Source organism: Streptomyces longwoodensis, from assembly GCF_001514125.1.
Classification (GTDB): domain Bacteria; phylum Actinomycetota; class Actinomycetes; order Streptomycetales; family Streptomycetaceae; genus Streptomyces; species Streptomyces longwoodensis.
On record NZ_KQ948551.1, the window covers coordinates 526373 to 547113 of the forward strand.

Sequence of the window (20741 nt, forward strand, 5' to 3'; positions counted from 1 at the left end):
GAGGGAGCGCCCGGCCGCTGTAGTCCGACGGTGTTGTTCGCCCGCCCCGTTCGGACAGGAGTCACGTGTCGCGTTCCGTGTTGTCGTTGCCGCCCTGGATCACGCACGCCTTGCGGGCCCAGCGCGGGCCCGTGCCGTGGGCCGCGGTCGGGCGGGGGGCGCTGGCCGCCGGGCCCGTGCTGGTCGCGGGGATGGCGGTGGGGCGTACCGCGCTCGGGGTGCTCGCCGCCATCGGGGCCATGCTCGCCGGGATCAACGACCGGCCCGGCAGCCGGCGGGCCTCCGTCAAGCGGCTCGGTGTGCCCGCGCTCGCGGGGGCGGTCGGTCTGGTCGTCGGGACGGCCGCGGGGGAGCGGGTCCCGCCCCTCGCGCTGACCGTGCTGCTCACCGGGCTCGGACTGGTCGCCGGGTGCGTCAGCGCCGTCGGACCGGTCGCCTCCGCCGCCGGTACGCAGGTGCTCGTGGCCGCCGCTCTCGGCGCCGGGATGCCCGTGCCGGAGCCCGGCTGGGCGCGGGCGCTCGCCTTCCTCGCCGGTGCCGCCTGGCTGCTCGCGCTGCGGCTGGCCCTGCCCACGCCCGGCGCGCTCGCCGGTGACTTCCGGTTCGACGGCGAGCGGGCGGCCGTCGCCGACGTGTACGACGCCATCGCCCGGCTCCTCGACGCCGTCGGCACCGCCGACGCCCGTACCCGCCGCTTCGCCCTCACCGCCGCCCTCGACCACGCCCAGGACGCCCTCACCGGGCCCCGGCTCCGGCGCTGGGCCTCCTCCGCCGCCGAACGGCGCCTGCACGCGCAGTACGCCGCCGCCCTGCCCCTCGCCGAAGCCGCCACCGCCCTCGCCTGGGCCGGGGACCCGGTTCCCGCGCGGGCCGCCGAGGGGCCCCGGCGCCTCGCCGCCGCCGTACGGGACCACGCGCCCACCGGACCGCTGCCGGCACCCTCCCGCGACGCGCCCGGCCTGCGCGCCCTCGACGACGCCCTGCTGCACGCCGCCCACACCTTCGACCGCGACGGCGGGCACCGGGACCTGCACACCCGCCGCCGTACCGTCCGCGGCCTGCTGCACACCGCCTTCGGACCCGGCGGGCGCGAGTACGGCCTCCGGGTCGCCCTGTCCTTCGGCGCCGGTGCCGGGACCGCCCAGGCGCTGCACCACTCCCACTGGTACGGGCAGCACGCGCACTGGTACTGGATGCCCGCCACCGCCGTCTTCCTCGTCAAGCCCGACCTCGGGCCGCTCGTCTCGCGCGTGCTGTGCCGGGCCGCCGGCACGGTGCTCGGCGCGCTGCTGTTCGCCGCCTTCGCCGCCGTCCTGCCGCGGCCCGAGGGGCTCGTCGCCCTGGTCGCCGTGTGCGGCGCCCTGGTGCCCGTCGCCACCCGGCACTTCGCCGCGCAGACCGCCGTGGTCACCGTGCTCGTGCTCGCCCTGGTGATGGTCGGCGGCGAACCGCAGGCGTCCGTCAGCCGCATCGCCGAGACGCTCCTGGCCTGCCTCATCGTCCTGATCGCCGGGCACCTGCCGCTGCCCGGCCGGCGAGGTGGCCAGGTCCGGGCCCGGCTCGCGGCCGCCGGGGAGGCGGCGGGCGCCTACCTTCGCCATGTCCTCGACGGCTCCGACAGTCACGGCGGCCATAGCAGTCACAACGGCGGCTCCAGCAGCCGCAGTGGCTCCGACGGCTCCGGCCCTGCCGACGCCCGTCACGCTGCCGGCGGCCCCGACGACCGCGCCACCCGCTGGACCCTGCGCCGAGAGGCGTACCGGGCGCTCGCCGAGGCCCGTACCGCCATCGCCCTCGCCGCCGCCGAACTGCCCGCCCTCGCCCGGCACTCCGCGGGCACCGACGAGGTCGCCGTCCTCCTCGAACGGCTCGTCGACACCACCACCGCCTGCGCCGTCCACCTCGACGACACCGGCCGGCTCACCCCGCACCTCACCGAACGGCTCGCCGAGGTGCTCGACGAACTCGCCGCCCGCGGGGAGCGCGTGGGCGACCACGTCCCGCGCTCGCACCCCGCCAGGCCGTCCGCCGGCCCTCCGTCTCACTCCACCCGGATCCACACGGGCGCGTGATCCGACCCGGGCTCGCCCCTGCGCGCCCCCGGATCCGCGCCCACCGACGGCAGCCGCAGGGCACCGTCACCGGGCAGGCCGGTCCCCGCCGCCGTCACCGCGCGCACCAGCCGGTGGCTCACCAGGACGTGGTCGATCAGCTCCCGCCTGCCGGAGTTGACCCGCGAGTACCGTCGGTCCGCGGGGATCAGCGGGGCGACGTCCCACAGCCGGGCCGCGTCGCCCTTGTCGGGGTGGTCGTAGCCGTGGGTGCCGATCTCGGAGCCGGGCGGGCCGAGGACGATCTGGGTGGTCGCGGCCTGCACCTCGTCGTTGAGGTCGCCCACCACCGCCACGTCCCGCTCACGGCCGTCCCCGGCCAGCAGCTCGTCGGCGAGCGCGCGCAGCGACGCGGCCTCGGCGGCCCTGCGGTACAGGGCGTAGGCGCCGTAGCGGGCGCGTTCGCCCTCGTCGTGCGGGAAGAAGCGCTCACCCGGATAGGTGAGGAGCTTCGACTTCAGGTGGGCGACCCCCAGCCACAGCCCCTCCCGCTGCCGTCCCTCCGTCCGTACGGCGAGGAAGCCGCGGCCCGACTGTGCCGTCGTGGTGCCCGCGTCGTCCACCTGGACGGGGCGTAGTGCGGGCGGGAACGCGTGCGTGTCCGCCACCACCTCCAGCGGGGTCCGGCTGATCACGCCGACCCGGATGCCGCGGCTGTCGGGGTGCGCCGACAAGGCGACGTGCCAGTCGCCGCCCACCGTCCGCAGCAGGTCGTCCAGTGCCTCCGGCTCCCCGACCTCCTGGACGCCGAGCACGTCCGGTGCGAGGTCCGTGACGACGGCGGCCAGCGCGGCCAGCTTCGCCTTGTAGGAGGCCTCGTCGGGCGGACCGAACTCCCCGCCGGGCCGGTACAGGTTCTCGAGGTTCCAGGTGCCGAGGAGCATGCGGGGTCCCTTCCCGAGTCCCGTGTCCCGCCACGGGTGGACGAGGTGCCGTCCCGTCCCGAGGGCGTCCTACGGCCAGCGTGCCCGCGACCCGCCGGCGGCGACACCTCCCGGACGACATGCGCGTGACGGCACGAACGTCCGTCGCGGCGATGAGTTCCGGCGCCCGCTCCGGTCACCCCTGCGGATGGCACCGTCGTACAGGAGGATCCATGTCGCTCCCCGAGGTCGTCTCGCGCGCGCAGTGGCGCGCGGCGCGCGAGGAACTGCTGCTCAAGGAGAAGGCGGCCACCCGCACGCGCGACGCGCTCAACGCGCAGCGGCGGCGGCTGCCGATGGTGGAGGTCGACGAGGAGTACGTGTTCCAGGGCGGGGACGGCAAGGCCACGCTGCCCGAGCTGTTCGAGGGGCACCGCCAGCTCGTCGTGTACCACTTCATGTTCGCCCCGGAGTGGGAGGCGGGCTGCCGCAGCTGCTCCGCCTTCCTCGACCAGATCGGCCACCTCGCCCACCTGAAGGCCCGCGACACCGCCTTCGCGGCCGTCTCCCGGGCGCCGTACCCGAAACTGCTGCCGTTCAAGGCGCGGATGGGCTGGACGGTGCCCTGGTACTCGTCGTACGGCTCCGGCTTCAACCGTGACTTCGAGGTGACCCTGGAGCGGGACGGGGAGCTCGTCGAGCGGCCCGGGGTCAGCTGCTTCCTGCGGGACGGCGACCAGGTCTTCCACACCTACTCGACCTACGAACGCGGCCTGGGCGGGCTCGGCTCGACCACGAGCTTCCTGGACCTGACGGCGCTGGGCCGGCAGGAGGAGTGGGAGGAGCCCGCCGGGCGCGCGTCGGCGTTCGGGGCGCCCGCGGGCAGCGCGCGGATCCGCTATCACGACGAGTACGACTTCTGACGCGTTCGGTGACGGAGTCGTTCGTTTCGTGACCGGATGCTCACGTTCCGTGGTGAACGGGTGTCAACTATGTCTCAGTAGCGTCACTGGCCGAGGCCAACGAGCTCTTGAAGGCGTTAACTCTCACAAGCACAACGCTTTCTGGAGGTTGCGAGATGGTGAACGGGCGAACAGTGCTCGAACGCTTTCCCGCCGGCGGCCCGCGCGGCTCCTGGCCCGCGGAGGAGTTCGCGCAGGCGCGACGCCTGGAGGGACTGCCGGCCGAGGTCATCATGGACCTCGCCACGGACACCTTCCTCGTGATCGTCCGCAGGGCGGACGCCGTCGAGTGACGTCCCCCCGCGGCGGCGCGACGGCCTCCGCGGGGCCCTCCCGCACCGTCGTCCTCAGCCCGGCCCCGGAGCGGACACCCGCGCCGTGAACTGATCCGCCTGGAGCGCGTACAGCTCCGCGTACACCCCGCCCGAGGCCAGCAGCTCGTCCGGCGTGCCGGACTCCACCAGCCGGCCCTGGTCCAGGACGTGCACCAGGTCGGCGTGGCGCACCGACGCCAGCCGGTGCGTGATCAGCACCACCGTCTGGCCGTTGTCGGCCAGCGCCCGGATCTTGTCGAAGACCTCCAGCTCGGCCCGCGCGTCCAGGGCCGCCGTCGGCTCGTCCACGATCAGGATGCGCCCCCGCCGGTAGGCAGCCCGCGCGATCCCGAGCCGCTGCCACTGGCCGCCGGACAGCTCGTGGCCGCCGCTGAAGTGGCGGGCCAGCAGGGTGTCCAGGCCGCGCGGAAGGTCCTCCACCACGTCCCCGGCGCCCGCCTCCGCGACCGCCCCGGCCAGCCGCTCCTCGGTCAGCGGCGCGGCGGAACGGCCGATCGCCACGTTCACCCGCGCCGTGAACGGCCAGCGCTTGAAGTCCTGGGCCACCATCGCGACCCGCTCGGCCAGCAGGTGCCGGTCGGCTTCGGCCGCGTCCACGCCGTCCCAGAGGATGCGGCCCGCGTCCGGCCGGTACAGCCCGGCCAGCAACTTCACCAGCGTCGTCTTGCCGGAGCCGTTCTCGCCGACCAGCGCGACGATCCGGCCCAGCGGCAGGGTGAGCGTGACGTCGTCGAGCGCGGGGCGGGTGGCGTCGCCCGGGTAGCGGAACGTGACGTTCTCGAAGCGGATCTCGCGCGGGTCGTCCGGCAGGGCCAGCCCGCCGACCGGGATCGCCCGCTCGGCCGCCTCGACGTACAAGCGCTCCAGGTCACCGACGAACAGCGCCTCCTCGTGGAGCGCGTCGACCTCAAGCACCAGGGTGTTCAGGCTCGCCGAGCCGGTGCGGATCGCGATCACCGCCGTCCCGGCCACGGCCAGCGCCATCGCCCCGCCCAGCAGCAGCCCGCCCAGCGTGGCGTACGTCGCCACCGTCGCCAGCCCGGTCCAGGCGGCCGCGATCAGCCCGGTGCGGGCCGCGAGCCGGGCCAGCCGGGCCTGCTCCGCCTCTGCGGTCTCCGACATGGCCCGGAAGTGCCGCAGCAGGAACGGCCCCACCCCGTGCACCCGGATCTCCGGTGCCGCCTCCGGCTCCGTCAGCAGCCCGGCGATCAGGTGCCCGGCACGCGCGTGCTGCACCCAGGTGTGGAACGACTCGTACCGGCGCCGCGCGTTCGTCAGCGCGCTCCACGCGCTCGGCAGCGTCATGGTCACAAGGAGCGGCAGCAGCAGCGGGTGCAGCACGGTGAGCACTCCGGCCGCGGCCACCAGCGAGATCATGGCGTTGATCACGCGCGTGCCGTACATGATCATCCGGCGTGCGGAGGACGCGCCGTACTGGGCCGTGTCCAGCAGCTTGTGGAAGGCGTGGTCCTCGATCGCGGCCAGCTCCACCGCGGCCGCCCGCTCCAGGTACAGCTCGGTCGCCACCCGCTCGACCTTGGGCTCCAGGCGCCCGGCGCCGTACGTCGACACCGCCCGCAGCACCGCGCCCACCAGCAGCACGGCGGCCATGACGGCCAGCGCGGGCACGGCACCGCGCAGCCGGTCCTCGATCGGGCCACCGCCGATGAGCCGCCCCAGCACGCTGTTGACCGCGAGCAGACCGACCGCCTGGGCCACGCCCCGGCCCACCTCCGCGGCCAGTACGAGCCCGGTGGCACGCGGATCGGCCCGCCGGGCCAGGCGCAGGCTCACGGCGAGCAGGGAGGGGAGCCGGGCGAGCAGCGCGCGGAAGCTCAGCTCGAGGAAGGCCTCCCGGTGCTGGTTCCAGCCCATGTCGTAGCGCAGCGGGCCGCCGAAGAGGAGCTGCTCCGACTCCGAGACGTCGCGTTTCCCCGGGTGTCGCTGCTCACGCCGCGTGCGCACCGTCCTCCGCCTCCCCCGATCGGCTGCCGATGGCCGTACGGTTCCCGACGGCCGTACGGACGGCCACTATCGCGGGAGCGGAGGCGCCGGGGGCAGGGCGCAAGAAGGGGGAGCGGGTGCGCGCGGGGCGTGCGCGGGGGAGGTGTGGGGTACGGGCGGACGTGCGCCCGGGCGCCGTGGCCCCACGCGCGGCCGTGCGCCCGCGCGTGGGGCCACGGCCGTCGACCACCCGGTGCGTCCCCCTGGCGGCGCCGGTCCCTACGCGCTCACCGGCCGCGACCACGTCGGCGTCGTGCCCGTGATGCGGCACAGGGCCAGGTACAGCGGGATCGGCGGGGTGTAGGGGAGCTCGCCCTCCGGCCGGTGGATCAGACCGGGGGCGCGCGCGAGGTCGGGCAGGACCGCGCCCGTCGTGTAACGCGCCGGGACGGGCCACTCCAGGGCGTAGTCCGAGTCGGACGGGACCAGCCACCACCAGTGCGCCTCGTCGGCGTAGACACAGCCCACGCGCGGCAGCCGGGGCAGGATCAGCGGCCCGAACCGGGCCGGCACGGTCACGGCGTCGCAGCCGAGCGGCGCGGTCATGCCCTCGGGCAGGACCAGGCGGCGGGAGGCGTCGACGACCGGGGTCCGCGGCGCGGCCAGCTCCCGCCGGACCCGCACCAGCGTGTCCATGCTGAGCACCGGCCCACGGCCGAACGTTCCGGTCATGCGCGACCCCACTCTCGGCCGCGTACGAGCGGGGAAAATCCCAGGGAGCGCCCCACGGGGTGCGGGCGCCAGGCGGTGGCGTCACCGTCGGCGGTGGAACCGTGCGCCGTGCGGTGCGCCTGCCGGCCGACCCTCGGCAGGACACCGGCGGTCCGGGGCTCGGCAGCGGGCTTCTCGGCACGGTCGTGGCCGTGCGCGTCCGGGGCGTCGGGGCCGGCGCTGTGCGTGTCCGGGGCGTGAGGGCCGACGCTGTGCGCCTCGCGGCGGGTCTCTCCGTGCGTGACCTCGGACGGGCCGCCGCCGCGCGTGACGTCGTACGGGTGGCCGGTGCGCGTGTCTCCGTGGAGGACGCCGTCGTGCGTCTCTTCGTACGGGTCGCTGGTGTGCGTGTCTCCGTGGAGGACGCCGCCGGGCATCTCTTCGTACGGGTCGCTGAACGTTGCCAGCAGCCGCTGTTCGGCCTCGCCGTCCGCGTCGTGCGTCCCCGGCGCGTCCTCCTCGCCGGAACCGCCGGAGCCGCCGGGCTTGGGGCGGGCGCCCCAGCCGAGGTCGCAGTGCGGGTCCGCCGCTGCGACGGAGGCATCCGGCTCCCAGTCGACCGCGTTGTGCGGCTCGGACGGGTCGCGGGGCGTGTCCGCCTTGCGCGGGAGCTCCGCCCAGACCAGCAGGCCGGGACCGTGCTCCTGGGCGCCCCAGGCGTGACAGAGGGCGTCGACGAGGAGCAGTCCCCGGCCGTGTTCCTCTTCGCCCCGCTGCGGGGACGGCTGCGGCTCGCCCGGGGCGCAGCCCTGGTCGCGCACGGCTATGCGCACCAGTTCCTCACCGTCGTGCAGCTCGCACACGACGACGTCGCTGGCGGTGTGCACGATGGCGTTGGTGACCAGCTCGGAGACGATCAGCGCGGCCGAGTCACAGGTGTCCTCGCACACCGACCAACCGGTCAGCCGTGCCCTGGTCAGACGCCTGGCCTGCGCGGGCGACCCCGGGTGCGCGGCCAGCTCGAAACGGAACCGGCGCTCGGCAGCGGCCTGGTCGGGGCCTGCTCCCGCGGCACCGAGAGCCGGCGGGCGGCCTGCGGTGGCGTCTGTTCCTAAGGGCGGGGACGGAATCACGCTTGCCACTATCGCCCCGGCGTGGACACTTGGCAAGTGTCACTCTGAAAAATGCAGAGTGCTGTGTGACGCGGTGGAGGGCCGTGGCACACTGCTTCGCAACAGCACGTCGAACGGCGCCAATTGAGATCACCGAAGATCCGTACGCACGCGTACCGATCTTCGAACAGGTCTTCGAATGGCGCCGTAAGGCTGTCAGGATTCTTTTGTCGTCCCCAGTCGCCGCCGGCCGGGGAACCGGGCCCCCGCAGGCCCGGGCTCTTCGTGGAGGTGGAGCGTGAGCGAACCGCGGTCCGCGCCGACCGTGGGCCAGGTGGTCCTCGGCCGGCGCCTGCTGGACCTGCGGGAGCGCGCCGGGCTCAAGCGCGAGGAGGCAGCCCGCATCCTGCGCGTCGCGCCCGCCACCGTCCGCCGGATGGAGATGGCCGAGGTCGCCCTCAAGATCCCCTACCTCCAGCTGCTGCTGAAGGCCTACGGGGTGACCGACGAGGAGGCCGAGGGCTTCGTCCAGCTCGCCGAGGACGCCAACCGGCCCGGCTGGTGGCAGCGCTTCCACGACGTGCTGCCCGGCTGGTTCTCGATGCACGTCAGCCTCGAGGGCGCGGCCGCGCTGATCCGCCAGTACGAACCCCACTTCGTCCCCGGTCTGCTGCAGACCGAGGAGTACGCCCGCGGGGTGCTGAGGTCCGGAGCCGTCGGCCAGACCCGGCCGGAGGACATCGAGCGCCTCGTCGACCTGCGCATGCAACGCCAGCAGCTGCTCACCCGCGAGGACGCGCCCCGGCTGTGGGTGGTCATGGACGAGACGGCCCTGCGTCGCCCGGTGGGCGGCCCGGAGGTGATGCGCGCGCAGATCGACAAACTGCTCGAGGCGACGAAGCTGCCCCACGTGACCCTGCAGATCGCCCCGTTCGCCAACGGGCCGCACCCGGGCACCTACGGGCCCTTCGTGCTCTTCCGATTCGCCATGCCGGAGCTTCCGGACATGGTCTACAGCGAGTACCTGACCGGCGCGGTCTACCTCGACGCGCGTTCCGAGGTGGCCACCCACCTCGAGGTCATGGACCGCATGGCGGCACAGGCCGCTACGGCACATCGCACGAAGGAGATCCTGCTGGATCTCCGCAAGGAGCTGTGAATGGATCGCATCACGTCCCAGCCGAAGCGGGTCCGCACCGAGCGGATCTACAACGGCATGCCCGCCCGTGAGCTGGGCAGCGAGGGCTGGCACAAGCCGTGGAGCGGTGGCAACGGCGGCAACTGCCTGGAGGCCATGAAGCTCGCCGACGGCCGGATCGCGGTCCGGCAGTCCACCGACCCGGACGGTCCGGCCCTGATCTACACCTCCGCCGAGATGACCGCGTTCATCGAGGGTGCCAAGGCCGGGGAGGCGGACTTCCTGCTGTCCTGAACCTGCTGCTCCCTTGCTCACCTCCCCCCTCGCACCTGGCTCGGCCCCCTAAATTTGATCCTTTGCCCCCTGTCCCCCTTCTCTCCTCCCGTCCCTGCACCCCTCCCGATCGTCAGACACTCATCGGCCGGTCGTACGGCGATATCGGCGCCGGCAGCCGGGAACTGCCCGTGAGCCGACGGTCGACGGCGGCGGCCACCGCCCGCCCCTCCGCGAGGGCCCACACGATCAGCGACTGCCCGCGTGCGGCGTCCCCGGCGGCGAACACCCCGGGGACGTTCGTCGCGAAGTCCCGGTCCCGGACGATCGTCCCGCGCGGGTCCATCGCCAGCCCCAGCTGTTCGACGAGCCCGTCCCCCTGGTCCGGACCGGAGAACCCGAGCGCCAGCAGGACCAGGTCGGCGGGCAGCGCCCGCGCGGTGCCGGCGACCGGACTGCGCCGGGCGTCCACCTCGACCAGGTGCAGCCGCCGCACCCGCCCCCCGTCGTCCCCCGTGAAGCGCAGCGTCGACGCCGCGAACAGCCGGGCGTCGGCGTCCGCGACCGGTGCCGTGCCCAGGTCGCGCGCCTCCTCGTGCGCGGCCGACAGCCGGTACAGCTTCGGGTACGTCGGCCAGGGCTCGGCGTCGTCGTCGCGCTCGGCGCCGGGCTGGGCGTAGATGTCGAGCTGGGTCACCGAGGCCGCCCCCTCGCGCACCGCCGTGCCCAGGCAGTCCGCGCCCGTGTCGCCGCCGCCCACGATGACGACGTGCCGGCCCGCCGCGGACAGCGGTGACACCTCCAGGTCGCCCTCGCGCACCCGGTTGGCCAGCGGCAGGTACTCCATCGCCTGGTGGATCCCGGCCAGCTCCCGGCCCGGCACGGACAGCTCCCGCCACGCCGTCGCCCCGGTCGCGACCACCACGGCGTCGTGGCGCGCCCGCAGCTCGGCCGCCGTGACGTCCCGCCCGACCGCCGTCGACGTACGGAACTTCGTGCCCTCGGCCCGCATCTGCTCGATCCGCCGGTCCAAATGGTGCTTCTCCATCTTGAACTCGGGGATGCCGTACCGCATCAGCCCGCCGAGCCGATCGTCCTTCTCGTACACGACAACGGTGTGACCCGCGCGCGTCAGCTGCTGCGCGGCCGCCAGCCCCGTCGGACCCGAGCCGATCACCGCCACCGTCCGCCCGGACAGCCGGTCCGGCGGTCGCGGCGGCACGAACCCCTCCGCCCAGGCCCGGTCGGCGATGGCGCACTCGACGTTCTTGATGGTGACGGCCGGCTGGTTGATGGCCAGCACGCATCCCGCCTCGCACGGCGCGGGACACAACCGCCCGGTGAACTCGGGGAAGTTGTTCGTCGCGTGCAGCCGGTCGCTCGCCGCCCGCCAGTCCTCCCGCGCGACCAGGTCGTTCCACTCCGGGATGAGGTTCCCGAGCGGACAGGCCTCGTGGCAGAACGGTACGCCGCAGTCCATGCAGCGGTCGGCCTGCTCGCTGATCACGGGGAGGAGCGCCCCCGGGACGTAGACCTCGTTCCAGTCCCGCACCCGCTCCTCGACCGGCCGGCGGGGCCAGTCCTGGCGGGGCGTGGTCATGAATCCCTTGGGATCGGCCATGGGCGTCTTCCTCGCCTACGCGTACGACAGGCCGAGCGTCATCGGGCGGCACTCTTCCGGCCACGATACGTGTCCCCGGCCACCTGCGCAGAGGGGGACGACAGCGCTTTCCCGCCGCCGGGCCGCGTGCCCGGCTCAGACGAGCGCCAGCGCGTACGTGACCGCCGCCGCCATCGACGCGACGGCGCGTATGTGGTTCCACATGGTCCACTCGCGCACGTACGTCGGCCAGTACCGCACCGCCTCCGACGTCCCCGCCTCCAGCTTCATCAGGGTGTCGTTGCGCGGCACGTTCGCGGCCACCGTCACCCCGAACGCGCCCACCAGGTACAGCCCGCTGCCCAGCAGCAGCTCCACTGTCCCCTTCTCCGGCCACAGCACGAACGTCACCACCGCGATCACCGCGCACAGCGCTCCCGTCCCGAGGAACACGACCATGAACGCCGGTGTCAGCGCCGAGGTGTTGATCGCCTTCATCGCCGCGACCCCCTGCGCGGGCGGCAGCGCACCGAGGCCCCGCATCACCAGCACCGAGAAGGCGTAGAACACTCCGGCCATCAGGCCCGTCGCGAGCGCGCCCAGCACCCCGAGCACCAGATACGGCCCCTCGATCATGACTCTCCCCACTCCCACGGTCCTGTCGGCGAGCCGATCGGACCTGCCGTCACCCCAAGCGAGGCCCGGACCATGATCCGTGACCATGGCCGGGACGCGCGACGCCATGCGCGGACGTCCACACACTCGTCACCGAACCCAAGCCCCTGTCGGGGCACCTGAATCCACCCGCCGGTCACCTCGGGGTGGGATGCGGGGCCGCGGTGTCCGCCGTCCGGTCCCGCCACTGCCGCAGCACCGCCTCCACGCCCGCCGCGATCCGCCGCCGCGCCTCCTGCCGTGGCACGCCCGTCATCAGCAACCGGTCGTACGGCGTGTCCACGTGCCGCACGGATGCCACGACCGCCGAGATCACCGGCCCCTCGGACAGCGCACGGCCCGCTGCGCTGCGGCCCACCCGCCCGCTGCCGCGCACCGACGCGTGGGCCGCTATCTCCCCCGCCCGCTCGACCGGGCAGCCGGGGAAGAGCCGGCGGATCTCAGCCGCGAACGCCGCCGCGAACCGCACGTCCTGTGCCGCCCGCCGTCGCGCGTCGCGCACCCGGCGCCGTCGCCGTGCCTCAGCGTCCGCGAGGCACCGCCCCTCCGCCCGGGTGAGCGCCTCCTCCTCCACGAGGACGCCCTGCCGCTCGTACCGCGCCCTGCGCCGGTTGAACCGCACGACCACCGCCGACAGCGTGCTCTCCTCCCGGGACCTGCGCGTGAGCGCGGTGTCGCCGCGCGGCAGGAACACCAGGTGGCCCAGATCGGCACAGCCGAGGCACCGCGGCGCCCCGTCCTCCAGGACGAGCATCGACAACGGCCCGCGCCGACACGCCACGCAGTACCGGCGCTTCAACGGCTGAATGACCAGAAAGCCCTTGCGTTCGCGGGGCGTTGTGGACGGTTCCATACGACGTACCTCCCTCCTGCCGAACTCATCCGACGTCTACTGCCGTCTTGCGCCGTCTTCCGGCGTCTTCTGGCGTCTTCTGACGTCCAGCGACGCGCGTGCATCCTGATTCCCGGCACCCCGGTCGGTTGCGACGGCCGGTGCCGGTCGGCGCATCATGGGCCGTGTGCGATTCGAAGCGATCACCTGGGACCGGCTCGGTGACCTCCTGGCCGACCGGCTGCTCGACCTGAAGCCGGCCGACGGCAGTCCCTGGCCGCGCGTCGCGATCGACGGCGCACCGGCGGCCCGCCCCGGTGACCTCGCCGACCGCGTGGCCGAGGCGCTGCGCGTCCGCGGCCGGGCCTCCCGCGTGGTCGACGCCCACGGCTTCCTCCGCCCCGCCTCCGTCCGCCTGGAGTACGGCCACCACGACCTGGACGCCTACTACGACGGCTGGCTCGACACCGGCGCCCTGTGGCGCGAGGTGTTCAACCCGCTGGAACCGGACGGCGACGGCCGTGTCCTGCCCGACCTCTGGGACCCGGTGGCCGACCGCGCCACCCGCAGCGCCTACGTCCACCTCCCGCCCGGTGGCGTCCTGTTGCTGCACGGCCCCCTCCTGATGCGTCACTGGTTCCCGTTCGACCTCACCGTCCACGTCCTCCTCTCCGCGCCCGCCCTGCGCCGCCGCACTCCCGACGCCGACCACTGGACGCTGCCCGCCTTCGAGCGCTACGAGCAGGAGACCGACCCCGCGGGCACGGCGGACGTCGTCATTCGCGCCGACGACCCACGCCACCCTGCCTGGAACCGGGGGGCCGCGTAGCCCGGTCGGGCGGGCGGCCGCACGCACGCACGCACGCCTCGGTCCTTAGGGTGCTCGCCGCGTCCTGCGGAAGCGTCTCAAGCGCTTTTGTAGGCACGCCCCACAACTCGGGGTGGTCTGGTTCGCCCGCGAGGGCGACACCGTCGTGTTCTCCTCGCTCGAGAACCGTCAGAAGGTGCGCAACCTCCGCCGCGACCCCCGCGTCAGCCTGACCGTCTTCGACCTCGCCAACCCCTACACCTCGGTCGAGATCCGGGGGACCGCCGAGATCCTCCCGGACCCGGACAAGCGCCTCCCGCACGAGCTATCGCACAAGTACCTCGGCATCGACCCGCCCGCCGAGAAGGAGGACGAGGTGCGCGTCATCGTCCGGATCACCCCGAGCAAGATCATCAAGTTCTCCGCCTGAGGCGCCCGAGGCCCCACCTGCTGCCGCAAGCCCCGGGTCAGAGCCAGCCGTTGCGCCGGAAGCCCCGGTACAGCACCAGGCAGGCCGCGGATATGACAGCGATGACCAAGGGGTAGCCGAACCTCGAGTGCAGCTCCGGCATGTGGTCGAAGTTCATGCCGTACACCCCGCACACCATCGTCGGCACGGCGATCACCGCGGCCCACGCGGTGATCTTCCGCATGTCCTCGTTCTGCGCGACCGTGACCTGTGCGAGGTGGGCCTGCAGAATGGAGTTCAGCAGTTCGTCGAAGGCGGCGATCTGCTCGGTGGCCCGCAACAGGTGGTCGGAGACGTCGCGGAAGTAGGCCTGTATCTCCGGCTCCACCACCCGCATCGGCCGGTCGGCCAGATCCAGCAGGGGGCGCCCGAGCGGCACCACCGCCCGCTTGAGCTCCAGCAGTTCCCGCTTGAGCTGGTAGATGCGGCCCGGGTCGGCCCGCGCGCCGTTCTCCGCGAAGACGTCCGTCTCCACCTGGTCGATGTCCGCCTGCATCAGGTCGGTGACGGTGAGGAAGTCGTCCACCACGTGGTCCGCGATCGCATGCAGCACCGCCGACGGCCCCTTGGCCAACTGCCCGGCATCGGCCTCCAGTTCCTCGCGCAGCGGACCGAGCGAGCCGTGCCGGCCGTGCCGCACCGTGATCACGAAGTCCTGGCCGACGAACACCATGATCTCGCCCGTGTCCACGACCTCACTCGTGGCCGTCAACGTCTCGTGCTCCACGTAGCAGACGGTCTTGAACACCGCGAACAGCGTCTCGCCGTACCGCTCCACCTTCGGACGCTGGTGCGCCTCGACCGCGTCCTCGACGGCCAGCGGGTGCAGGTCGAACAGCTCCGCGATGCCCGCGAACTCCTCCGCCGTCGGTTCGTGCAGCCCGAGCCAGACGAAGCCCTCCCCGTGCTTGCGTACACGGCGAACCGTGTCGAGCAGGTCCGCGCCGACCGGTGCGCGCCGTCCGTCCAGGTAGGTCACGCAGTTCACCACGGAGGAACCCAGCGGCGACCGTGCGGGGTGGCTCAGGTCGACCCGGGGGCGCCGACGGGCCAGCCGTGCCACCTTGCGGAGCCCACCGACCCTGCCGAGGCCGGTGACCTTCCGCAAATTTCCTGCCATGGTCATCTGGATCTCCTTGCGTGGATCTCCCGCGTCCGGTGCGCGGAGCGTCCCTTCGTCTTCCTGTGTCGGTTCGCGTTCCCGCGTCCTGGCTCGTCAGTGTGTCAGTCCCGCGCAGACGCCGGGCAAGCCTGTGGAAAAGGTCGGATCCCGCCGTCTTCCCGCCTGTGGAAAAGGTCGGGTCCCGCTGTGTTCCCGCCTGTGGACAGGGCGACTTCGGGTGGCGCGACGTGCGACGCGTCGGCCGTCCGGGGCCCGCCGACGGCGGTACGCTCGCCGCCTCGACCCCTTCCGACATGCGGAGCGACCGGGATGACCACGGCATGACGCGACCCGACGGCTACCTCCTCGACAACCAGCGGACCGAGGCCGGCGAGCGCTTCGACGCCTTCGCCTCCCTCTTCGACCCCACGACGTTCCGTCACCTCGAAGGGCTCGGCGTCGGCCCCGGCTGGCGCTGCTGGGAGGTGGGCGCCGGCGGCACCTCCGTGGTGTCCTGGCTGGCGAAGCGGGTCGGCCCCACCGGCCAGGTCGTGGCGACGGACATCGACACCTCACGGCTCGGGCCCGTGGCCCGCCCGCCGGTCGAGGTCCGCGTCCACGACGCGGGCGCCGAGGAGCCGCCGGGGGAGGACTTCGACCTCGTGCACGCCCGGCTCGTCCTCGTCCACGTACCCGACCGGGACCGGGCGCTGCGGTCGATGGTCCGGTCCCTGCGCCCCGGCGGCCGCCTCCTCGTCGAGGACGCCGACCCGGCGCTCCAGCCCCTGGCCTGCCCCGACGAACACGGCCCCGAGCAGCAGCTCGCGAACCGGCTCCGCACCGGCTTCCGCAGGCTCCTCGCCGAACGCGGCGCCGACCTCTCCTACGGCCGCCGCCTCCCTCGCCTCCTGCGCGAGGCCGGTCTGCAACGGGTCGAGGCCGAGGCCTACTTCCCCCTCACGTCCCCCGCCGGCGCGGCCCTGGAATCCGCCACGATCCGTCAGGTCCGCGCCGAGCTGGTGCGGACGGGCCGCGCCACGGACGACGACATCGACCGCCACCTCGCCCACATCGAGGCCGGCGGCATGGACTTCGCCACGGCACCGATGATCTCGGCATGGGGAAGGAAGGGGTAATGGGCGCCGCCGGACACAGCCCCTGGGTCAGGCAGTCGCCCCTCCGCTCACCCTCGCTCCGGCGGCCTGCCCCCCACCCGCTCCACCGCCCGCGCGCCCGCCCGGCACCCCTGCGCCGCCGCGGCCTCCAGTTCCGCGCCCACCACCAGCGCCGCGAGGAACGCCCCCGTGAAGGCGTCCCCGGCGCCCGTGGTGTCCCGGGGATCGGCCGGTGCGGCGGCGACGCGGGCGACGACGGTGCCCGCGTCGGCCATGACCGCGCCGTCCGAGCCGCACTTGGTCACCACGAGCGGCACGTGCCGGCTCAGCTCGGCCGCCGCTTCCTCCGCGTCCGGCAGCCCGGTCAGCAGACAGGCCTCGTCCCGGCTCGGCAGCAGCACGTCCACCCCCTCCACGAGGTCGAGGAACCGCCCGGCACCCAGCTCGCGGAGGAACCCGGCCGACGCCGGATCCAGACTCGTCGGCACCCCCCGCGCGCGGGCCGACGCCGACGCCACGCGCACGAGGGCACGCCCGGACGCCGAGAACAGCAGGTAGCCCGACAGGTGCAGCCGCGCGACCCCGTCGAGCAGGTCCTCCGACCAGTCCGCGGGCTCCAGCCGCAGCGACGCCCCGCTGTCGGTGAGGAACGTCCGCTCCGCCCCCGCTCCCGAGTCGACCAGGCAGATCACCGTCCCGGTCGGTGCCTCGGGATCGACGACCAGCACCGGACGCACCCCGGCCGCCCGCAACGCGCGCTCGTGCCACGCCGCCGCGTCGGCGCCCACACGGCCCAGCAGGCGCACGTCCGCACAGCCGGTGTAAGCAGCCCAGCACGCCACGTTGGCGCCGGCCCCGCCCGGCAGCGTGCGGATCTCGGCAGCCGTGTCCGTCCCCGCGGCCAGCGGCTCCCGGTGCCGCGCCACGACGTCGGTCACCACGTCCCCGACGACCAGCAGGGCCCCGCCACCGGGGCCGCCCGCCGCCTCCGTCGTCACGCCCCGGCCCAGGCCGCCGCGATGCGCGCCGCCAGGCGCACGTTGCCGCGCACCGCCGCCAGGTTGGCCTCCAGGGAGGCACCGTCGGTGTGGCGGACGAGGTGGTCCAGCAGGAAGGGGGTGACGGCCTGGCCGGTGACGCCTTCCGCCTCGCAGGCGCGCAGGGCCTCGGCGAGCACCCGCGCGTGCAGCTCCGGGTCCAACTGCTCCTGCTCCGGGACGGGGTTCGCGACGATCAGCGCGGACTCCGGCCCCCCGACCGCGTCCTGAGCCCGCATCACCTCGGCCACCTGCTGCGGCGTCTCCAGCGTCCAGTCCACCGGGTGCCCGGAGTCGGACAGGTAGAAGCCGGGGAAGCGGTCCGTGCCGTAGCCGGCCACCGCGACGCCCAGCGTCTCCAGCCGCTGGAGCGTCGCCGGCACGTCCAGGATCGACTTCACCCCGGCGCACACCACCGTGATCCTGGTGCGCGCCAGCAGTCCCAGATCGGCCGACTCGTCCTGCGTCACCGTCCACTCCCGGTGCACGCCGCCGAGCCCGCCGGTCGCGAACACCCGTATCCCCGCGCGCGCCGCCAGCAGCGCCGTCGCCGACACCGTGGTCGCCCCGCCGGCGCCCGCGGCCACCGCGAGCGGCAGGTCACGGTGGCCCAGCTTGCGGATCCCGTCCTCGTTCGCGATCCGCTCGACCTGCTTCTCGTCCAGACCGATGTGCGGCCGCCCGTCGAGCACGGCGATGGTCGCCGGTACGGCGCCCTCCGCGCGGACCGCCGCCTCCAGTTCCAGCGCCACCCGGAGGTTGCGCGGGCGTGGCAGCCCGTGGGCGATGATCGTGGACTCCAGCGCCACCACCGGGCGACGCGCGTCCAGCGCTTCCCGTACCTCTTCCGACACCACCGACGTCACGCGCCTGCCTCCTGTCGTCGCCCTCCCCTCATCCCTGGCGGGTGGCACCCTCGGCCAAACCCCCACCCTGGACTCGGCGCGACCTCAGAACAGCGGCTCGGGCAGCACGCCCTCCAACGCCAGCAGCTTGCGCTTGGTCTCCAGACCGCCCCCGAACCCGCCGATCCCGCCGCCGCTCTCCACCACCCGGTGGCAGGGCACCACGACCGGCAGTGGATTGGAACCCATCGCCATGCCCACCGCCTGCGCGGCCCCCGGCTGCCCCACCCGCCGGGCCAGATCGCCGTACCCGACCACCGCGCCGTACGGGACGCCCTCGGCCAGCGCGCGCAGCACCTGGCGGTTGAAGCCGGAGATCAGCGACCAGTCCAGCGGCAGCGCGAAGCCGCGCAGCTCGCCCGCGAAGTAGGCGTCGACCTGGCGTATCGCCTCGGCCAGCAGCGGTGAGTCCGGCGCCTCGACGGGCGTCGTGCCGAGCCGCTCCGCGAGCCGGGCGAGCGCCTTCTCGCGGACCGGGTCCGTCGCGTGGAACACGACGTTGACCAGACCCTCACGGGTCGCGGCCAGCAGCAGGGGGCCGATGGGCGTCCCGACGACGGCCCACACGACCTGCTGCTCGTACTGCCCCTGGCTGTCCATGCCCCCACCGTACGGCCGCCCACTGACAGCGCTGCGGAGAGCCGAGTCCCGCCCGGCCCAGGCCCCGACGCCGTCCGTCCGGTCAGTGCCCGGACACGGCCTGGCGCACCACGTCCGGCTTGTTGCTGATCAGCCCGTCGGCGCCGTACCCGACGACGGTGCGCGCGGTGTCCGCGTCGTCCACCGTCCAGGCGAACAATCGCAGCGGCAGACCGTGCGGTCCCGTCTGGGCATGCACCGCGGAGACGTAGGCGGCGGACAGCGACGTGTGCGAGGGGTTGACCAGGTCGACGAACCGCGCGTACGTGGGCAGGTCCGCCGCCTTCGGCGTGCCGAGCAGGCCGGTGCGCACCTCCGGCGCCAGCGCGTGCACGGTGCGCAGGCTGTCGGCGCTGAAGCTCTGCACGATCAGCCGGCCGGCGAGGTGCCGCTGGTCCAGCCAGTTCTCGTTGCCGAGCTCCTTGAGGATCTGCTGCTCGATCCCCGGGTACAGTTCCGGATTTTTGACCTCCAGGAGCAGGCCCTGGTGGTGGGATTCGACCGTGCGCAGGTACTGCTCCAGCGTCGGCACGCGCGTGCCCGCGTACGCGGGGGAGAACCAGCTGCCCGCGTCGAGCCGGGCGATCTCGGCGGCGGTGAAGTCCTTCACCTTCCAGGGAGCGCGGCCCGGGAAGACGTCCTCCGCGTCCGTGGTCCGGCCCAGCCCGTCGTCGTGGATCACCACGAGTTCGCCGTCCTTGGTGCGCTGGACGTCGTTCTCCACCCAGCGGGCGTCCCGGGCGGCGGCCTCGTCGACGGCGGCGAGGGTGTTCTCGGGCGCGTAGGCGGAGGCACCCCGGTGCGCGACGACGACCGGCGCCGGGACCCGCGCCGGCTCGGGGCCGGCCAGTCCCGCCCGGGCGTCGGACGCCGGGAGCAGGAGGGCCACCAGGCCCACGAGCGCGGTGGTCAGGGCGGCGACGCGCGCGTGCATGCGTACTCCTCGTGTCGAGCGGACTCCGGCCGTCACGTACAGCTCCACTGTGACAGCGAAGAGTCAACGACGCGGGAGTGCGGCACGACTCCACGATGAACGCGGTTGCCCGAGCCCGCTCGGTCCTGCCCCAGATGTGGCAAGGTCGTGTGTCTTTGCCGCAGAGTCGTTCGACCGTTCCGGTGGCAGTCATACTTTCTGCGTCGACCACGATCGCCCGCGCGGTCGTGGGAGGGGGGCAGTTCCGGGCAGTTCGGGTACCACGGCGGAAGGGCAGCCGCGCATGCAGGGCACGGTCGACGGATTCAGCTACGGACTCGTCACCCCGCTGGTGGCCTACCTGATGGCCTGCCTCGGCGGTGCCCTCGGCCTGCGCTGCACGACCAGGGCGATGCTCGTCGCGCACTCCTGGCGCCCCGGCTGGCTCGCCCTCGGAGCGGCCGCCATCGGCTCCGGCATATGGACCATGCACTTCGTCGCGATGATGGGCTTCACGGTCCACGGCGCGCCGATCCACTACGACAAGCCCCTGACGTACGCCAGCCTGGGCGTCGCGATCCTCATGGTGGGCGTCGGGATCTTCATCGTCGGCTACAAGGGCGCCTCAGGAACCGCGCTGTTCACCGGCGGCACCCTCACCGGCCTCGGCATCGCCTCCATGCACTACCTGGGCATGGCGAGCCTGCAGCTGAACGGACGGCTGGAGTACAACACCCTGACCGTCGGCTTCTCCGTGGTGATCGCGATGGCCGCCGCCACCGCGGCGCTGTGGGCCGCGGGACAGGTGCGGGGACTGCTGTGGAGCGTCGGCGCGAGCCTCGTCATGGGGCTCGCCGTCACGGGCATGCACTACACGGGCATGGCCGCGATGAGCGTCCACCTGCACACGGGCGCGCCGGGCACTGGGGACTCACCCGCCGCGCTCCTCGCGCCGATGCTGATCGGCCCGCTCGCCTTCCTGTGCCTCGCCGGCGTCGTCGTCCTGTTCGACCCGCTGATGGTGATGGGCGGGCCGGACTGGACACCGGTGGAGCACAAGCCCGGCGTACCGGCCCACGCGCCGGCCCCGCGGTCCGGGCGGCGGCCCGTCGTGCGCCCCGGCCGCAGGGACCTCCGGCTGGAGCACCGCACGGCCCAGAACCGCTGACCGGAGCCGGTTGTCAGTGGGGGGTCGTA

General features: G+C 73.8%; 20 protein-coding genes and 1 pseudogene. 9 read left to right on the forward strand and 12 right to left on the reverse strand.

Annotated features, from left to right (window positions below; all coding sequences use genetic code 11):
- The first annotated feature begins 65 nt into the window (after positions 1-65).
- Positions 66-2072: an FUSC family protein gene (locus AQJ30_RS11380; protein ID WP_079083972.1), complete on the forward strand. Its 2007-nt coding sequence runs from the start codon at positions 66-68 to the stop codon at positions 2070-2072.
- On the opposite strand, the gene AQJ30_RS11385 is transcribed toward AQJ30_RS11380, so the two are convergent.
- Complete coding sequence (locus tag AQJ30_RS11385; protein WP_067232035.1) at positions 2042-2995, reverse strand: endonuclease/exonuclease/phosphatase family protein; 954 nt, start codon at positions 2993-2995, stop codon at positions 2042-2044. The genes AQJ30_RS11380 and AQJ30_RS11385 overlap by 31 nt on opposite strands.
- A 212-nt stretch (positions 2996-3207) precedes the next feature.
- On the opposite strand from AQJ30_RS11385, the gene AQJ30_RS11390 reads away from it, so the two are divergent.
- Entirely contained in the window at positions 3208-3897 is a 690-nt protein-coding gene (locus AQJ30_RS11390; RefSeq protein WP_067232037.1) for a DUF899 domain-containing protein, read from the forward strand.
- 155 nt (positions 3898-4052) lie between these two features.
- Positions 4053-4229, forward strand: a complete 177-nt coding sequence (locus AQJ30_RS38415; RefSeq protein WP_159052318.1) for a hypothetical protein — start codon at positions 4053-4055, stop codon at positions 4227-4229.
- 54 nt (positions 4230-4283) lie between these two features.
- Here AQJ30_RS38415 and AQJ30_RS11395 read toward each other — a convergent pair whose 3' ends face one another.
- The 3 genes and pseudogenes from AQJ30_RS11395 to AQJ30_RS11405 all read right to left on the reverse strand — a co-directional run.
- Positions 4284-6146 carry an ABC transporter ATP-binding protein gene (locus AQJ30_RS11395; RefSeq protein ID WP_107119567.1) on the reverse strand — a complete coding sequence of 621 codons (1863 nt, stop codon included), beginning with the start codon at positions 6144-6146 and terminating at the stop codon, positions 4284-4286.
- Between the two features lie 348 nt (positions 6147-6494).
- Positions 6495-6947 (reverse strand): hypothetical protein, encoded by a 453-nt coding sequence (locus AQJ30_RS11400; RefSeq protein WP_067232041.1) that lies wholly within the window; start codon positions 6945-6947, stop codon positions 6495-6497.
- Positions 6948-7429: 482 nt separating this feature from the next.
- Positions 7430-8095: pseudogene (locus tag AQJ30_RS11405) on the reverse strand (ATP-binding protein); the annotation flags it as partial.
- A gap of 241 nt (positions 8096-8336) precedes the next feature.
- Here AQJ30_RS11405 and AQJ30_RS11410 point away from each other — a divergent pair.
- Together AQJ30_RS11410 and AQJ30_RS11415 are read left to right on the forward strand one after the other, a co-directional pair.
- A complete protein-coding gene (locus AQJ30_RS11410; protein ID WP_067232044.1) occupies positions 8337-9197 on the forward strand; it encodes a helix-turn-helix domain-containing protein in 861 nt (286 codons plus the stop codon).
- Positions 9198-9470, forward strand: a complete 273-nt coding sequence (locus tag AQJ30_RS11415; RefSeq protein ID WP_067232045.1) for a DUF397 domain-containing protein — start codon at positions 9198-9200, stop codon at positions 9468-9470.
- A gap of 112 nt (positions 9471-9582) precedes the next feature.
- Here the strand turns inward: AQJ30_RS11415 and AQJ30_RS11420 are convergent, their stop codons facing one another.
- The 3 genes from AQJ30_RS11420 to AQJ30_RS11430 all read right to left on the reverse strand — a co-directional run bounded on the left by AQJ30_RS11420 (position 9583) and on the right by AQJ30_RS11430 (position 12577).
- Positions 9583-11070 (reverse strand): glutamate synthase subunit beta, encoded by a 1488-nt coding sequence (locus AQJ30_RS11420; RefSeq protein WP_067232047.1) that lies wholly within the window; start codon positions 11068-11070, stop codon positions 9583-9585.
- Between the two features lie 135 nt (positions 11071-11205).
- On the reverse strand, positions 11206-11685 hold the full coding sequence (locus tag AQJ30_RS11425) for an anthrone oxygenase family protein (RefSeq protein ID WP_067232049.1): 480 nt from the start codon (positions 11683-11685) through the stop codon (positions 11206-11208).
- A 175-nt stretch (positions 11686-11860) separates the two neighbouring features.
- Positions 11861-12577, reverse strand: coding sequence for a DUF2293 domain-containing protein (locus AQJ30_RS11430; protein ID WP_067232051.1), 717 nt, complete (start codon positions 12575-12577; stop codon positions 11861-11863).
- A 157-nt stretch (positions 12578-12734) separates the two neighbouring features.
- On the opposite strand from AQJ30_RS11430, the gene AQJ30_RS11435 reads away from it, so the two are divergent.
- On the forward strand, positions 12735-13385 hold the full coding sequence (locus AQJ30_RS11435) for a nucleoside/nucleotide kinase family protein (protein WP_211278962.1): 651 nt from the start codon (positions 12735-12737) through the stop codon (positions 13383-13385).
- A gap of 64 nt (positions 13386-13449) precedes the next feature.
- Entirely contained in the window at positions 13450-13794 is a 345-nt protein-coding gene (locus AQJ30_RS11440; RefSeq protein ID WP_067232053.1) for a PPOX class F420-dependent oxidoreductase, read from the forward strand.
- Between the two features lie 37 nt (positions 13795-13831).
- Here AQJ30_RS11440 and AQJ30_RS11445 read toward each other — a convergent pair whose 3' ends face one another.
- On the reverse strand, positions 13832-14959 hold the full coding sequence (locus AQJ30_RS11445; RefSeq protein ID WP_067232055.1) for a magnesium and cobalt transport protein CorA: 1128 nt from the start codon (positions 14957-14959) through the stop codon (positions 13832-13834).
- Between the two features lie 317 nt (positions 14960-15276).
- Here AQJ30_RS11445 and AQJ30_RS11450 point away from each other — a divergent pair, with 317 nt between their 5' ends.
- A complete protein-coding gene (locus AQJ30_RS11450; RefSeq protein ID WP_067232056.1) occupies positions 15277-16071 on the forward strand; it encodes a methyltransferase domain-containing protein in 795 nt (264 codons plus the stop codon).
- Positions 16072-16118: 47 nt separating this feature from the next.
- Here AQJ30_RS11450 and AQJ30_RS11455 read toward each other — a convergent pair whose 3' ends face one another.
- The 4 genes from AQJ30_RS11455 to AQJ30_RS11470 all read right to left on the reverse strand — a co-directional run bounded on the left by AQJ30_RS11455 (position 16119) and on the right by AQJ30_RS11470 (position 19565).
- Positions 16119-17048, reverse strand: coding sequence for a carbohydrate kinase family protein (locus AQJ30_RS11455; protein WP_067232058.1), 930 nt, complete (start codon positions 17046-17048; stop codon positions 16119-16121).
- Positions 17045-17953: a pseudouridine-5'-phosphate glycosidase gene (locus tag AQJ30_RS11460; protein WP_067232064.1), complete on the reverse strand. Its 909-nt coding sequence runs from the start codon at positions 17951-17953 to the stop codon at positions 17045-17047. The genes AQJ30_RS11455 and AQJ30_RS11460 overlap by 4 nt, the downstream gene beginning before the upstream one ends.
- An 84-nt stretch (positions 17954-18037) precedes the next feature.
- Positions 18038-18592: a methylated-DNA--[protein]-cysteine S-methyltransferase gene (locus tag AQJ30_RS11465; protein WP_067232067.1), complete on the reverse strand. Its 555-nt coding sequence runs from the start codon at positions 18590-18592 to the stop codon at positions 18038-18040.
- Positions 18593-18674: 82 nt separating this feature from the next.
- Positions 18675-19565: a glycerophosphodiester phosphodiesterase gene (locus AQJ30_RS11470; protein WP_067232069.1), complete on the reverse strand. Its 891-nt coding sequence runs from the start codon at positions 19563-19565 to the stop codon at positions 18675-18677.
- A 283-nt stretch (positions 19566-19848) separates the two neighbouring features.
- On the opposite strand from AQJ30_RS11470, the gene AQJ30_RS11475 reads away from it, so the two are divergent.
- Positions 19849-20712: an MHYT domain-containing protein gene (locus AQJ30_RS11475; RefSeq protein ID WP_067232077.1), complete on the forward strand. Its 864-nt coding sequence runs from the start codon at positions 19849-19851 to the stop codon at positions 20710-20712.
- The last annotated feature ends 29 nt before the right edge of the window (positions 20713-20741 follow it).